We start from the raw sequence: 13,004 nt of genomic DNA on the forward strand, positions 1-13,004 counted from the left end.
TGGGATGCCGTCCCAGGTGTCGGGTACCGCCTGTTGGTCCGCCTACGGACTGCCGAAGGAGGCAATGATCGTGGTTCACCTCATCCACCACAGAGAACGCAACCACACCGACCACACCGACCACACCGACCACTCGGGCCACGCCGACAACTCGACTCACGGCGACCACTCGGGCCACCGCCCGGCACACGTCGACGAGCGGGCGGCGGTCACCGGTCACCACCACGCACGCGCGAAGTTCGGAGGCGTCAACATCGGCGCGGCCGTCGCGGGCTGGCTGGTCGCCATCGCGCTCACCGTGCTGTTGAGCAGCATCCTCGGTGCGATCGCGTCCGCGATCGGCGAAGCCACGGACCTGACCCAGGACCAGGCGCAGCGCGAGGCCGGCGCGATCGGGCTCGGCGCAGCGATCGCGGTGCTCGTCGTGATGATGGCCGCCTACTACTTCGGCGGGTACGTCGCCGGCCGGATGTCGCGCTTCGACGGCGCGCGCCAGGGGCTGACCGTGTGGCTGATCGGCCTGCTGGTCACGATCGTGGCCGTCATCCTCGGCGTCGTGTTCGGTGACCAGTACAACGTGATGGACCGGGTCGACCTACCGCGGCTGCCCATCCCGACCGAGACCGCGACCTGGGGCGGCATCATCACCGGCGCCGCTTTGCTGGTCGGCACCCTGATCGCCGCAACAGCCGGCGGCAAGGTCGGTCACCGCTACCACGACCGCGTGGACGAAGCCGCCTACCGCTGACCCCTCAGGACAGGGACGCGGCCGCCGAGCGCAACAGGGCGAGCGACTGCCGTGCCCACCCGGACGACGCTCCGGCCTGCCCGCACGCGGGCGACAGCACCAGCCTGTCCGCGGCCTCGCCCGGATCGAGTCCGACCATGTCGAGCCACCGGTGGACAGCTCCGACGACGTCCTTCTCCGTCGGTGGCTCGGCCGGGTCGGTGCTGGGCACCACGCCGAGCGCGACGGCCCCGCCGGTGTCCAGCGCCTCTGCGAGGGCCTCGTGGCCGGCTGCGTCGAGGAGGGCCAGGTCGACGGCCAGTCCGTCGGCCCCGGCCCCGCGCAGCAACGCGAGCGGCGTGTCCGGGGCGCAGCAGTGGACCCACGGTTCGGCGCCCGCATCGCGGGCGGCGCCGAGCACCCCGGCCAGCGCGTCGCTCGCCTCCGGCGGGTGCACCGTTCGGTGCCTGCCGAAACCCGAGGCGGTCGGCACTCCACCACCCAGGACGGCGGGGAGGGCGGGCTCGTCGAGCTGGAGCACGATCCGCGTCGCATCCGGCAGGCGTCGTCGTACGTCGGCGACGTGGTCGGCCACGCCGATGGCGAGCGCCTGGGCCAGGTCGCGTCGGGCGCCGTGGTCGGCGAGCACCTTGTCACCGCGCGGGCGCTCGACCGTCGCAGCCAGCGTCCACGGACCGGTGACCTGGACCTTGAACGCCCCGGAGTAGGCGGACGCCTGCTCCTCGAGCGCGTCGAGGTCCTGGCCGAGCAGGCTGCGGGCCCGGCGCTGATCGAGGGCCGGCGCCCCGGACGTGCCGGTCAGCCGCCAGCCCGCAGGCTGCAGGTCGGCGTCGAGCTCGCCGACCAGCCCCAGCGTGCGGCCGACCATCCCCGCCCAGACGCCACGCCCCGGCACCTCGGGGAGGAACGGGAGCGCCCCTTCGCCGAGCTCGCCCAGCACCAGTCGCAGTGCCTCGTCGAAGTCACGCTGCTCGGTCCCGGGGAAGGATCCGATGCCGGTCGCCAGCGTCACGCGGAGACCCGGTCGGTCGCGTCGATGGTGGCCGAGCCGACGACGCGGCTGCCCTGGTAGAGCACGGCGGCCTGGCCCGGCGCGATGCCGTAGGCCGGGTCGAGCAGCTCGATGTCCACGTGGTCTCCGGTGTCGTCGAGACGGACCACGGCGCGGTGCTCGTCGCCGTGAGCACGCAGCTGCACCGTGACCTCTGAGACCGACCCGGGCGCGAGCGGCGTACCGCACCAGCGCGGCTGGTCGGCGTGGATCCGCTCGATGGCGAGCCGCTCGTGCGGACCCACGGTCACGGTGCCGGACACGGGCTCGATGCCGAGCACGTAGCGCGGCCGGCCGTCCGGCGCAGGCCGTCCGATGCGCAGACCCTTGCGCTGGCCGATCGTGAAGCCGTAGGTGCCCTCGTGCTCGCCGAGCACCTCGCCGGCCTCGTCGACGATCGCCCCGCCCTGGTTGGGGACACGGTCCCCGAGCTTCTCCCGCAGCCAGCCGGCGTTGTCGCCGTCGGCGACGAAGCAGATGTCGTGGCTGTCGGGCTTGTCCGCGACGAGGAGGCCGCGCGCGGCCGCCTCGCGTCGTACCTCGTCCTTCGGGGTGTCGCCCAACGGGAAGAGCGAGTGCCGCAGCTGCCGGTCGTCGAGCACCCCGAGCACGTAGGACTGGTCCTTGCCGTGGTCGGCGGCCCGGTGCAGCTCCACTCCCCCGTCGGCAGTCGGCTCCAGCCGCGCGTAGTGACCGGTCGCCACCGCGTCGAAGCCGAGGGCCAGCGCCCGGTCGAGCACCGCGGCGAACTTGATCTTCTCGTTGCACCGCAGGCACGGGTTGGGCGTGCGCCCGGCCGCGTAGGTGTCCATGAAGTCCTCGACCACGTCCTCGTGGAACCGGTCGGACAGGTCCCAGATGTAGAACGGGATGCCGATCACGTCGGCGGCACGGCGAGCGTCGTTGCTGTCCTCGATCGTGCAGCAGCCGCGGGCGCCGGACCGGTAGGACTTCGGGTTGCGGGACAGCGCCAGGTGGATGCCGGTGACCTCGTGGCCCGCATCGACGGCGCGGGCGGCGGCGACGGCGGAGTCGACCCCGCCGGACATGGCCGCGACGACCTTCACGACGGCCCCCCGATCATGCGCGCGCCGCGCGGGCGCGCTCGACGCACGGCCCCAGCGCAGCGGCGACCGCATCGATGTCGGCCTCGGTGGTGGTGTGGCCGAGCGAGAAGCGGAGCGAGCTGCGCGCGGCGTCGGCATCGCGTCCCATGGCGAGCAGGACGTGCGAGGGCTGCGGGACGCCGGCCGAGCAGGCCGAGCCGGTCGAGCACTCGATGCCGCGGGCATCGAGCAGCATCAGCAGCGAGTCGCCCTCGCAGCCGGGGAAGCTGAAGTGCACGTTGCCGGGGAGCCGTTCGTCGGCCGAGCCGGTCGAGGCCCCGTTGAGGACGGCGTCCGGCACCGCGCGTCGTACGGCGTCGACCAGGCGGTGCTGCAGGACCGCGAGCCGGGCGGCATGGTCGGCCTGCTCCTTGACCGCGACCTCGACCGCAGCAGCGAACCCGGCGACCGCCGGCACATCGAGCGTGCCGCTGCGGACGTCGCGCTCCTGCCCGCCGCCGTGGACGAGGGCGGTGAGCTCGATCTCGCGGCGTACGACGAGCGCACCCACCCCGAGCGGACCGCCCACCTTGTGGCCGGAGATGGTCATCGCGTCGACGCCCGAGGCCGCGAAGTCGACCGGCACCGCTCCGATCGCCTGGACGGCATCGGTGTGCACGGGGACCCCGTGCTCCGCTGCGATCGCGACGACGTCGCCGATCGGCTGGATCGTGCCGACCTCGTTGTTCGCCCACATCACGCTCACGAGGGCGACGGAGCCGGGGTCGTGCGCGATGCTTGCTGCGAGCGCATCGGGAACCAGCCGACCCTGGTCGTCGACGGGCAGCAGCTCGAGACCGGCGTCCTCGTGCTCGGCCAGCCAGTCCAGCGGGTCGAGCACGGCGTGGTGCTCGACCGAGCTGGCGAGGATCCGTCGGCGTACGGGATCGACCGCCCGGCGCGACCAGTACAGGCCCTTGACCGCCAGGTTGTCGGCCTCGGTGCCGCCGGACGTGAAGACCACCTCGCCCGGCCGGCAGCCGAGCGCCTGCGCGATCGTCTCGCGCGACTCCTCGACGACCCGGCGCGCGCGGCGGCCGGAAGCGTGCAGCGAGCTGGCGTTGCCGACGTCCGCGAGGTGCGCGGTCATCGCTTCAACAGCGGCCGGGACCATCGGTGTGGTCGCGGCGTGGTCGAGGTAGACCGTCCGGACGTCGTTCATGGCGCCTCCCAGGGTACGGCGCGGGCGCTCCCCGCGCCGAACCGGAGGCCCCGGGCCTAGCGGACGACCCTCAGCGTGGCGAGCTTGACCGGTGCGCCGGTGGCGAGCGCACAGGTCATGTCCGTGGTGATCTGGCCGACGATCGGGACGCCGTAGGCCGTCACCTCAGCGGCGAGCCCCCTCGGGACCTTCACGGCGTACCGCCCCGGCTCGTTGATCGTGAACGCACCCGCGCGACCCGAGCCACGGATCACCATGTCGCCCTCGGCCGGCACCTCGGTGCGCGGGATCGTGAGGTTGCGGATCGGCACCCGCTTCGCGCCCACCCGGTACTTCGCCGTCGCAGTCGCCGAGATCGCGTCGACGCTGTTGTCCCGCATCTGCTGGACGAGCTCGTCCGGCACCACGATCCGGAACGTGATCCGGCGCGCGTCGACCTGCACGCCGGCGCGCACCCGGTTGGGGATGTCGACCCTCACGGTCACGGCGCTGCTGCCGCTGCCGAACGACCCGGCATCGCAGTCGTAGGTCGTGGTCAGCGTGCGCAGCTCGGCACGGGCCGGCGAGGTGCCGACGAGCAGCGCGCCGACGAGGGACAGCAGGACGGTCAGCACGGCGAACCCGGTCGCGCGGCGGAAAGACATGGCGCGAAGCGTACGTCGTACCTCCGACTGCTTCCGGGAGGTCGGCGAGCGGGTCAGATTCGGCGTAACGTCGACATCATGCTCAACCGCACCTTCCGCACCGCCCTCACCATCGCGACCGCAGTCGCCCTGGTCGTCCCCGCCACGGCAACCGCCACGGCCCCCGGCGACGCCGGCGAGCGGGTCCTTGCCAAGCGGTGGGGCGAGATCACCCGGATCGACGGTGGCCTCCGCTACCGCGCGTCCGGGCACGACAACCGGCTGGTGATGACCCGGTACGGCACCCGGATCCGGTTCCACGACCGGGCCATGAGGCGTTGGGTGTCGCTGCCGCGCGGCTGCCGGCGGGTCGCCGTCGCGCGCGGCATCGCCGCGACCTGCCGGATCCCGGTCGCCACGACGCCGGCCGACCCGCTGTTGCTCGAGATCGTGCCGCGGCGCGGCGACGATCGCATCGACGGCTCGGCTCTCGGTGCGGAGCTCAGGCTGTCCGTGCTCGCCGACGACGGCAACGACGTGGTCTTCGCGGGCGCGGCCGACGACTTCGTCAACGGCGCGATGGGTCTTGATCGGGTCCACGGTGGTCTGGGCGACGACTGGATCCGCACCGGGGTCGGCCACGACATCGTCGACGGCGAGGGCGGCGCCGACCGTCTGGTCGGCACCGCCGGCGACGACCACCTGTCGGGCGGCATCGGTGAGGACCAGCTGGAAGGCGGCACCGGCAACGACACGTTGCTCGGCGGCCCGGGCTCGGACATCCTGCTGTGCGGCGCCGGCGCCGGCGCCGGCACCGACACGACCGACGACGACGGCGACCTCGACCAGCCCGTCGACTGCGAGCAGGTGCAGTCGTAGTGGACGTTCCCTTCGTGATCGCGGGCGCCGGCATCGCCGGCCTCGCACTCGCGGCGGGCCTGCAGCGCACCGAGACCGCCATGCCGTACCTCCTGCTGGACGAGCGGCCCGAGCTCGGCAGCGCCGGCGGAGCGATCACGCTCTGGCCCAACGCGATGGTGGCCCTCGACGAGATCGGCGTGGGCGATGACGTCCGACGCGCGGGGCACGCTCTCGGCGCCGGAACCATCCGCACCAGGACCGGACGGGTGCTGCGCTCCCTCGACCTCGAGCGATCAGCGGCTGTGCTCGGCGGGCCGCTCGTCGCCGTACGGCGCGGGGACCTCGTCGAGATCCTGCACGACCGGATCAAGCCCGGCAGTGTGCGGCTCGGCGTCGCGGTCCGCGGCTACCGGCAGGACGAGGACGTCGTCCAGGTGGTCACCGACGGCGACCCGGTCGCGGCCGTCGCGCTCGTCGGTGCCGACGGCTACCGGTCCGAGGTCGCGCGGGTGCTCGACCCCGGGCTGCCGGAGCGGTACGCCGGATTCCCCGCCTGGCGCGGCATCGCCGACACAGGCGGGCTGGAGCCGGTCCAGCTGTGGGGGTCGCGGCAGGAGTTCGGGGTGGTGCCGCTCGGCGACGGCGCGGCGTACTGGTTCGCCACGGTCCGCGAGCCGGCCGGCGGCACCGCGGAGAGCGAGCTGGCCCACCTGCGGACGGCGTTCTCCGGTTGGCCGAACCCGGTGCAGCAGGTCCTCGACGCCACCGCGCCTGCGGCCGTGAGCCGCAACGACGTCATGGACCGCGCGCTCCCCCGCCGCTGGACCGACGGACGCGTGGTCGTCATCGGCGACGCCGCGCACGCAATGCGGCCGCACCTCGGGCAGGGCGGCTGCCAGGCCCTGATCGACGCCGCGGTGCTCGCCCGGCTGCTGCGGCAGGCGGACTCCCCCGCCGCGGCGTTCACGGCGTTCGAGAAGATGCGCCGCGCCCCGGCCCGCCGCGTGGTCTCGCTCTCGCGCGCGGCCGGAAGGGCCATCGACGCACCCGCCGGCCTGCACCGGGTCTCCCAGCTCCTCCCCGACCCCCTGATGCTCCGCACCCTCGCGAAGATCGGCGGGACCGGCGCCTACCCCTGGTGAGCCCCGCCGAAGTGTCAGTCTTGGCCCGCCGAAGTGTCACTCCTGGTCGGCCGAAGTGTCAGTCTTGGCCCGCCGAAGTGTCAGCCTTGGTCGGCCGAAGCGCGGCGCCCAGATGGGCATCTCGCATGACCACCTTCGACACTTCGAGGGACAAACCTTGACACTTCGCGGGGGCTCAGAGCAGGACGAGGTCGTCGCGGTGGATGACCTCGCGCTCGTACGCCGCACCGAGCTCGCGCTTGAGCTCCTTGGTCGAGCGGCCGAGCAGGTCGGGCAGCTCGGCGGCGTCGAAGTTGACCAGGCCCCGGGCGATGACGGTCCCGTCGGGGCCGGCCAGGTCGATCGGGTCGCCGGCGACGAAGGTGCCGGCGACCGACGTGATGCCCGCGGCCAGCAGTGAGGCGTGCCGCTCGACCACGGCCCGGACGGCGCCCGCGTCGAGCACGACGGTGCCCTTGGCCTCGGTCGCGTGCCGCAGCCACAGCTGACGGGTGGGGCGGCGGCGGCCGCTGGCGTGGAAGAGCGTGCCGACCTGCTCACCCGCGAGGGCGGCAGCAGCGTGCTCCGCAGAGGTGAGGACCACGGTGATGCCCGAGCCGGTCGCGATGCTCGCCGCGTCGAGCTTGGTGGCCATCCCGCCGGTGCCGACACCGGCCGCGCCCGTCGTACCGATCGCGACGCCGTCGAGGTCGGCCGCCGACCGCACCTCGGGGATCAGGTTGGTGCCGGGCCGGTGCGGGGGTCCGTCGTACAGGCCGTCGACGTCGGACAGCAGGAGCAGCAGGTCCGCGTGGACGAGGTGCGCGACCAGGGCCGCGAGCCGGTCGTTGTCGCCGAACCGGATCTCGGTGGTCGCCACGGTGTCGTTCTCGTTGACGATCGGGATGACGCCGAGCTCGAGCAGCTTGGTGAAGGTCTGGTGGGCGTTGCGGTAGTGCGAGCGCCGGGTGACGTCGTCGAGGGTGAGCAGCACCTGCCCGGCGGTCAGCCCGTGCCGGGCCAGCTCCTCGGTGTAGCGATGCACGAGCAGGCCCTGGCCGACCGAAGCCGCAGCCTGCTGCGCCGCCAGGCCACGCGGCCGCTTCCGCAGGCCGAGCGGGGCCAGGCCGGCCGCGATGGCGCCCGAGGAGACGAGCACGACCTCGGCGCCGGCGGCGCGGACCGAGGCGAGTACGTCGACGAGCGCGCTCACGCGTTGCGGATCGATACCGCCCTCGGCGGTCGTGAGCGACGAGGAGCCGATCTTGACCACGACCCGGCGGGCCGCGGTCACGACCGCCCGGTCACTCACCAGGATCCTGTTCGAGCCAGGCTTCCTCGTCAGACGCGTCGGGGTCCTCGTCCGAGCCGATCTCGTAGGCGAGCGGACCGTACTCCTCGGGCCGGTCGAGGCGGCGTGCCACGTCGGCGCGGGTCTCGCCCTCGGCCCGCTCCGGCAGGTGCTCCTGGATCTCCCGGCGACGGTGGTGCGCCGGCCGCTCGTCCTGGAACCGCTCGTCCTGGCCGCGCCGCGAGAGGTTCTCGGCACCGGCATCGATGCCCGGCTTGAAGTCGAACACGACGGCGTTGTCGGGGTGGCCGATGAGGACGGCGTCGCCCTCCTCGGCACCCAGCTCGAGCAGCTTGGCCTCGACCCCGAGCCGGTTGAGCCGGTCGGCGAGGAAGCCCACGGCCTCGTCGTTGCTGAAGTCGGTCTGGCGCACCCAGCGCTCAGGCTTCACCCCACGGACCCGCCACCCGGCTCCGGTCTTGCGGACCGTGAACTCGTCGCTGTCGATGCCCTTCGGCCGGAGCACGATCCGCTCCACGACCTCGGCGGCCTTCTCGGCGCGCGCGGCCATCACGATCTCGGCCATTGCGTAGATCAGGTCCCGGGTGCCCTCCCCCGACGCAGCCGAGATCTCGAAGACGCGCAGGCCGCGCTTGCGGAGCTCGTCGAGGACCATCGAGGAGATCTCGCGGCCGTCGGGCACGTCGACCTTGTTGAGCGCGACCAGCCGGGGCCGGTCCGCGAGGCCCCCGTAGCGGGTCAGCTCGGCCTCGATGACGTCGAGGTCGTCGACGGGGTTGCGGCCGGGCTCGAGGGTCGCGGTGTCCAGCACGTGCACCAGCGCGGCGCACCGCTCGATGTGACGCAGGAAGTCGTGGCCGAGGCCGCGGCCGTCGGCGGCACCCTCGATCAGGCCGGGTACGTCGGCGACGGTGAACGTGACGTCGCCGGCGCTCACGACGCCGAGGTTCGGGACGAGAGTGGTGAACGGGTAGTCCGCGATCTTGGGCCGCGCCCGCGAGATCGCGGCGATCAGGCTGGACTTGCCCGCGCTCGGGAACCCGACGAGGCCGACGTCGGCGACGACCTTGAGCTCGAGCACGATGTCGAGCTCCTCGCCGGGCTCGCCGAGGAGCGCGAATCCGGGGGCCTTGCGGGACTTGGAGGCGAGCGACGCGTTGCCGAGCCCGCCCTTGCCGCCCTCGGCGATGACCAGCTCGGTGCCGGGACCGACCAGGTCGGCGATCACCTCCCCGGTGGGCAGGGCGACCACCGTGCCGGCAGGGACCGGGAGCACCAGGTCGTGGCCGTGCGAGCCGTTCTTGTGGTCCCCGGCGCCGTGACCGCCGTTCTCGGCCTTCCGCTTCGGGCTGTGGTGGTAGTCGAGGAGCGTCGTGACGTCCTGGTCGACGCGGAGGATGATCGACCCGCCCGGTCCGCCGTTGCCGCCGTCGGGACCGCCGAGCGGCTTGAACTTCTCGCGGTGCACGGACGCGACGCCGTTGCCCCCGCGACCCGCGGTGACACGGAGCGTCACCTGGTCGACGAAAGTGGGAACGGCCATGGGATCAGTCTTTCAGTAGAGACAGGCTGTAGAAATGAGAAGAGGGCGCCCCGGCCGGGACGCCCTCTCGAAGCCCTAGTGGGAGCTGAGCGTCACTCAGCAGCCGGGACGATGTTGATGACCTTGCGGCCGCGCTTGCGGCCGAACTCCACCGCGCCCGCGGCGAGCGCGAACAGGGTGTCGTCGCCACCGCGGCCGACGTTGGCGCCCGGGTGGAAGTGGGTGCCGCGCTGGCGGACGATGATCTCGCCGGCGTTGACGACCTGGCCGCCGAAGCGCTTGACGCCGAGCCGCTGAGCGTTGGAGTCGCGGCCGTTCTTGGTGGACGCTGCGCCCTTTTTGTGTGCCATCAGTTCAGTCCTTCAGGTGACGAGTCGGTGGGACTCAGAGCTTGATGTCGGTGACCTTGACCTGGGTGTACTTCTGGCGGTGACCCTGCCGCTTCTTGTACCCGGTCTTGTTCTTGTACTTCTGGATGACGATCTTCGGGCCCTTGGTGGCGCCGAGCACCTCGACGGTCACCGCGGCCTCACCGAGACCGGTGGTGGTGACGGACTCGCCGTCGACCGCCATGACCACGGGCAGCGTGAGGGTGTCGCCGACGGCCGTGGAGACCTTGTCGATCTCGATGACGTCGCCGACAACGACCTTCTGCTGCTTGGCGCCTGCGCGCACGATCGCGTACACCGCGGTCTCCTTCTTCTGAACCTCGTCGTCTGGGTCTGCGGCACACCACGGCCTCGGGCTCGCGAGGGCAGATGCGGGATCGCCCCAGGTGGATGCAGCAAAGAGGCACGCAGGGCGCGCCGACGCTCAATAGTACGGATCGCGCACGGCGACAGCAAAACGGCGCTTGACGCCGGAGAAGCCCCGGGCGCATGGTCGTGTGGAACGGAGACTTTCATGCTACGGCGCACTCGGATGCTCGTTCTCGGCACCGTTGGCGCGGTGATGCTGAGCGCGCTCATTGCCGCGCCCGTGGCCCACGCCGCCGCTCCGGGTGATCTCGACCTCTCGTTCGGGACCTCGGGCATCGCCAAGCTGTCGTTCGGGAGCAGCGCAGAGGGTGTCGTCATCCAACCGAACGGCCGCATCGTGATGGTCGGCTCGACCGGATCCCAGGGGCAGAGCGACTTCGCCGTGGCCCGGCTCGACCCCGACGGCACCCTCGACACGTCGTTCTCCGGCGACGGCAGGCTCGTCACCGAGTTCGGCGCCGCGCCGGCAGTGGCGACCGACGTCGCCCTGCAGTCCGACGGCGACATCGTGGTCGTGGGCGCGACGTACGGCGGCACCGCGACCAGCTGGAACTTCGCGGTCGCGGTCTACAACCCCGACGGCACCCGCGACACCGGGTTCTCAGCGAACGGCCTCCACGTCGTCGACTTCGACGACGACTACGACTGGGCCCATGCCGTCGCGGTCCAGGGCGACAACAAGATCCTCCTCGGCGGCCTGGCTCGTATCGGCGGCGACGGCGACTTCGGAATCTCGCGGCTGACCACTTCCGGCGCGCTCGACACCACCTTCGGCGGAGACGGCATCGTCACTACCGGCTTCGGCGACGACGAGACACTCGCCGACCTGGACCTCCAGCCGGACGGCAAGCTCGTGGCGGTCGGCGACGGCAAGCAGGGTGGCGACTTCGACTTCCTGGCCGCGCGCTACAACACGAGCGGATCCCTCGACAGCGGCTTCCACCTCGACGGCAAGGCGGTGGTCGGCCTCGGGGGGAACGACATCGCGAACGCCGTGGCGATCCAGGCCGACGGCAAGATCGTCGCGGCGGGCAGCCGCACGACATTCCCGAGCGGCGGCACCAACGTCGACTTCGCCCTCGCCAGGTTCCACGCCAACGGATTCCTCGACAGCACCTTCGACGGCGACGGGAAGCTGACCGAACCGCTGGACGGGGCGCAGGCGCACGACGTCGCGATCCAGGCCAACGGGCGGATCGTCATCGCTGGCCAGCTCAACACGACCACCCCGGACGCGGCGATCGCCCGATACACGTCAGCCGGGGACCTGGACACGACGTTCTCCAACAACGGTTTGCAGACGGTGGACCTCGACGTGCCGGGCGCCGACCACGCGACGTCGCTGGCCTTCGACAGCGACGGCAAGATCGTCATCGCGGGCGACGGCTCCGCCGGGTTCGCCGCGGCCCGGGTGCACGGATTCACCGACAGCCCGCCGCAGACGACCATCACCAGCGGCCCGATCGGCACGACCGCGGACGCGACCCCGACGTTCTACTTCTCGGCGAGCGAAACCGGGTCGAGGTTCGAGTGCCAGGTCGACACCGGGACCTACACCCCCTGCACGTCGCCGCGCACCCTCGCCACCCTGGGCGAAGGCGCCCACACGTTCCGCGTGCGCGCGATCGACGACTCTGCCCAGGTCGACCTGACCCCGGCGACCCGGACGTTCACCGTCGATACGGCGCCCAACACGACCATCAGCATCGGACCGAGCGGGCCGACCAGCGACAACACGCCGACCTTCTGGTTCTCCTCCTCCCAGCCGGGATCCACTTTCGCCTGCGCCGTCGACGACGGTGCCTACGCCACGTGCACGTCCCCGCACACGACGCCAGTCCTTTCCGACGGCACCCACACCTTCCGGGTCCGGGCGACCGACGCCGACGGCGCGCCCGACACCGACCCGACCCCGGCCCAGCGGACCTTCAGCGTCGACACGGTGCCGCCGGACACGGTCATCGACTCCGCGCCGAGCGGCACCATCAGCGACCCGACGCCGACTATCACGTTCCACGGCGTGGAGGCGACTACGTACGCCTGCCGAGTCGACACCGGCACCTCCACGCCGTGCTCCTCGCCGTGGACCACGCCTCCCTTGGGGGACGGGCCGCACACCGTGAGCGTCACCGGCGTCGATGCCGTCGGCAACCTCGACCCCTCGCCCGCGACCGCGACGTTCACCGTCGACGTCTCACCACCGGACACTCAGATCGACTCCGGACCGGTGGAGTGGTCCCGCAGCGCCACACCCACGTTCACGTTCTCCGCTACCGAGCCGGCGACGTTCGAGTGCGCGTTCGACGGCGCGGCGTACGCGACGTGCACGTCGCCGTTCGCGCCGGCGACGCCCCTGCCCGAGGGACCCCACAGCTTCTCCGTGCGCGCCACCGACCAGTTCGACCACGTCGACCCGACGCCCGCCGACCGTGCTTTCACCGTCGACACCGTGCCGCCGGACACGGCGATCGTGAGCGGACCCAGCGGCACGATCACCCAGACGACGGCGCAGTTCACCTTTGACACGCTGGGCGAGGCAGCCCACCGCTTCCGGTGCCGGCTCGACCAGCTCGACTGGGAAGCCTGCACGTCACCGAAGACGTACGCCGGCCTCGCGGAGGGTGACCACATCTTCTGGGTGCGGGCCTACGACGCCGCCGGGAACCGGGACTCCACTCCCGCGCGGCGCGACTTCCGGGTCCAGAGCTGACCAACGGGA

General features: G+C 72.2%; 12 protein-coding genes. 4 read left to right on the forward strand and 8 right to left on the reverse strand.

All coding sequences use genetic code 11. From position 1 onward, the window contains the following. Nucleotides 1-64 precede the first annotated feature (64 nt). Complete coding sequence (locus D0Z08_RS06895; RefSeq protein WP_118923983.1) at nt 65-748, forward strand: hypothetical protein; 684 nt, start codon at nt 65-67, stop codon at nt 746-748. 4 nt (nt 749-752) lie between these two features. Here the strand turns inward: D0Z08_RS06895 and D0Z08_RS06900 are convergent, their stop codons facing one another. Genes D0Z08_RS06900 through D0Z08_RS06915 form a run of 4 tightly spaced genes read right to left on the reverse strand, consistent with a single transcriptional unit; the run spans nt 753 to nt 4,711 of the window. Then, on the reverse strand, nt 753-1,760 hold the full coding sequence (locus D0Z08_RS06900; RefSeq protein WP_118923985.1) for a methionine synthase: 1,008 nt from the start codon (nt 1,758-1,760) through the stop codon (nt 753-755). After that, nucleotides 1,757-2,866, reverse strand: a complete 1,110-nt coding sequence (mnmA, locus tag D0Z08_RS06905; RefSeq protein ID WP_220454085.1) for a tRNA 2-thiouridine(34) synthase MnmA — start codon at nt 2,864-2,866, stop codon at nt 1,757-1,759. The genes D0Z08_RS06900 and mnmA overlap by 4 nt, the downstream gene beginning before the upstream one ends. A gap of 13 nt (nt 2,867-2,879) precedes the next feature. After that, nucleotides 2,880-4,067 carry a cysteine desulfurase family protein gene (locus D0Z08_RS06910; protein WP_118923989.1) on the reverse strand — a complete coding sequence of 396 codons (1,188 nt, stop codon included), beginning with the start codon at nt 4,065-4,067 and terminating at the stop codon, nt 2,880-2,882. A gap of 56 nt (nt 4,068-4,123) precedes the next feature. Then, nucleotides 4,124-4,711, reverse strand: a complete 588-nt coding sequence (locus tag D0Z08_RS06915; RefSeq protein ID WP_118923991.1) for a DUF6801 domain-containing protein — start codon at nt 4,709-4,711, stop codon at nt 4,124-4,126. A gap of 78 nt (nt 4,712-4,789) precedes the next feature. On the opposite strand from D0Z08_RS06915, the gene D0Z08_RS06920 reads away from it, so the two are divergent. Beyond that, nucleotides 4,790-5,569 carry a calcium-binding protein gene (locus D0Z08_RS06920; RefSeq protein WP_118923993.1) on the forward strand — a complete coding sequence of 260 codons (780 nt, stop codon included), beginning with the start codon at nt 4,790-4,792 and terminating at the stop codon, nt 5,567-5,569. Further along, nucleotides 5,569-6,693 carry an FAD-dependent monooxygenase gene (locus D0Z08_RS06925; RefSeq protein WP_182481203.1) on the forward strand — a complete coding sequence of 375 codons (1,125 nt, stop codon included), beginning with the start codon at nt 5,569-5,571 and terminating at the stop codon, nt 6,691-6,693. The genes D0Z08_RS06920 and D0Z08_RS06925 overlap by 1 nt, the downstream gene beginning before the upstream one ends. A gap of 175 nt (nt 6,694-6,868) precedes the next feature. On the opposite strand, the gene proB is transcribed toward D0Z08_RS06925, so the two are convergent. The 4 genes from proB to rplU all read right to left on the reverse strand — a co-directional run bounded on the left by proB (nt 6,869) and on the right by rplU (nt 10,214). Continuing rightward, complete coding sequence (proB, locus tag D0Z08_RS06930; RefSeq protein WP_118923997.1) at nt 6,869-7,984, reverse strand: glutamate 5-kinase; 1,116 nt, start codon at nt 7,982-7,984, stop codon at nt 6,869-6,871. Then, on the reverse strand, nt 7,977-9,527 hold the full coding sequence (obgE, locus tag D0Z08_RS06935) for a GTPase ObgE (protein WP_118923999.1): 1,551 nt from the start codon (nt 9,525-9,527) through the stop codon (nt 7,977-7,979). The genes proB and obgE overlap by 8 nt, the downstream gene beginning before the upstream one ends. Nucleotides 9,528-9,619: 92 nt before the next feature. Continuing rightward, nucleotides 9,620-9,877 (reverse strand): 50S ribosomal protein L27, encoded by a 258-nt coding sequence (rpmA, locus tag D0Z08_RS06940; RefSeq protein ID WP_118924001.1) that lies wholly within the window; start codon nt 9,875-9,877, stop codon nt 9,620-9,622. Between the two features lie 34 nt (nt 9,878-9,911). Then, nucleotides 9,912-10,214, reverse strand: coding sequence for a 50S ribosomal protein L21 (gene rplU / locus D0Z08_RS06945; protein WP_118924003.1), 303 nt, complete (start codon nt 10,212-10,214; stop codon nt 9,912-9,914). Nucleotides 10,215-10,430: 216 nt separating this feature from the next. On the opposite strand from rplU, the gene D0Z08_RS06950 reads away from it, so the two are divergent. After that, nucleotides 10,431-12,995, forward strand: coding sequence for a hypothetical protein (locus D0Z08_RS06950; protein ID WP_118924005.1), 2,565 nt, complete (start codon nt 10,431-10,433; stop codon nt 12,993-12,995). The last annotated feature ends 9 nt before the right edge of the window (nt 12,996-13,004 follow it).

This window comes from Nocardioides immobilis (genome assembly GCF_003515065.1).
Classification (GTDB): domain Bacteria; phylum Actinomycetota; class Actinomycetes; order Propionibacteriales; family Nocardioidaceae; genus Nocardioides; species Nocardioides immobilis.

Bases quoted from the DNA above. Each gene is read 5' to 3' on its own strand.
- D0Z08_RS06895 (WP_118923983.1), top strand. From the start codon at position 65: ATGATCGTGGTTCACCTCATCCACCACAGAGAACGCAACCACACCGAC.
- D0Z08_RS06910 (WP_118923989.1), bottom strand. From the start codon at position 4,067: ATGAACGACGTCCGGACGGTCTACCTCGACCACGCCGCGACCACACCG.
- D0Z08_RS06915 (WP_118923991.1), bottom strand. From the start codon at position 4,711: ATGTCTTTCCGCCGCGCGACCGGGTTCGCCGTGCTGACCGTCCTGCTG.
- D0Z08_RS06920 (WP_118923993.1), top strand. From the start codon at position 4,790: ATGCTCAACCGCACCTTCCGCACCGCCCTCACCATCGCGACCGCAGTC.
- obgE (WP_118923999.1), bottom strand. From the start codon at position 9,527: ATGGCCGTTCCCACTTTCGTCGACCAGGTGACGCTCCGTGTCACCGCG.
- rpmA (WP_118924001.1), bottom strand. From the start codon at position 9,877: ATGGCACACAAAAAGGGCGCAGCGTCCACCAAGAACGGCCGCGACTCC.
- D0Z08_RS06950 (WP_118924005.1), top strand. From the start codon at position 10,431: ATGCTACGGCGCACTCGGATGCTCGTTCTCGGCACCGTTGGCGCGGTG.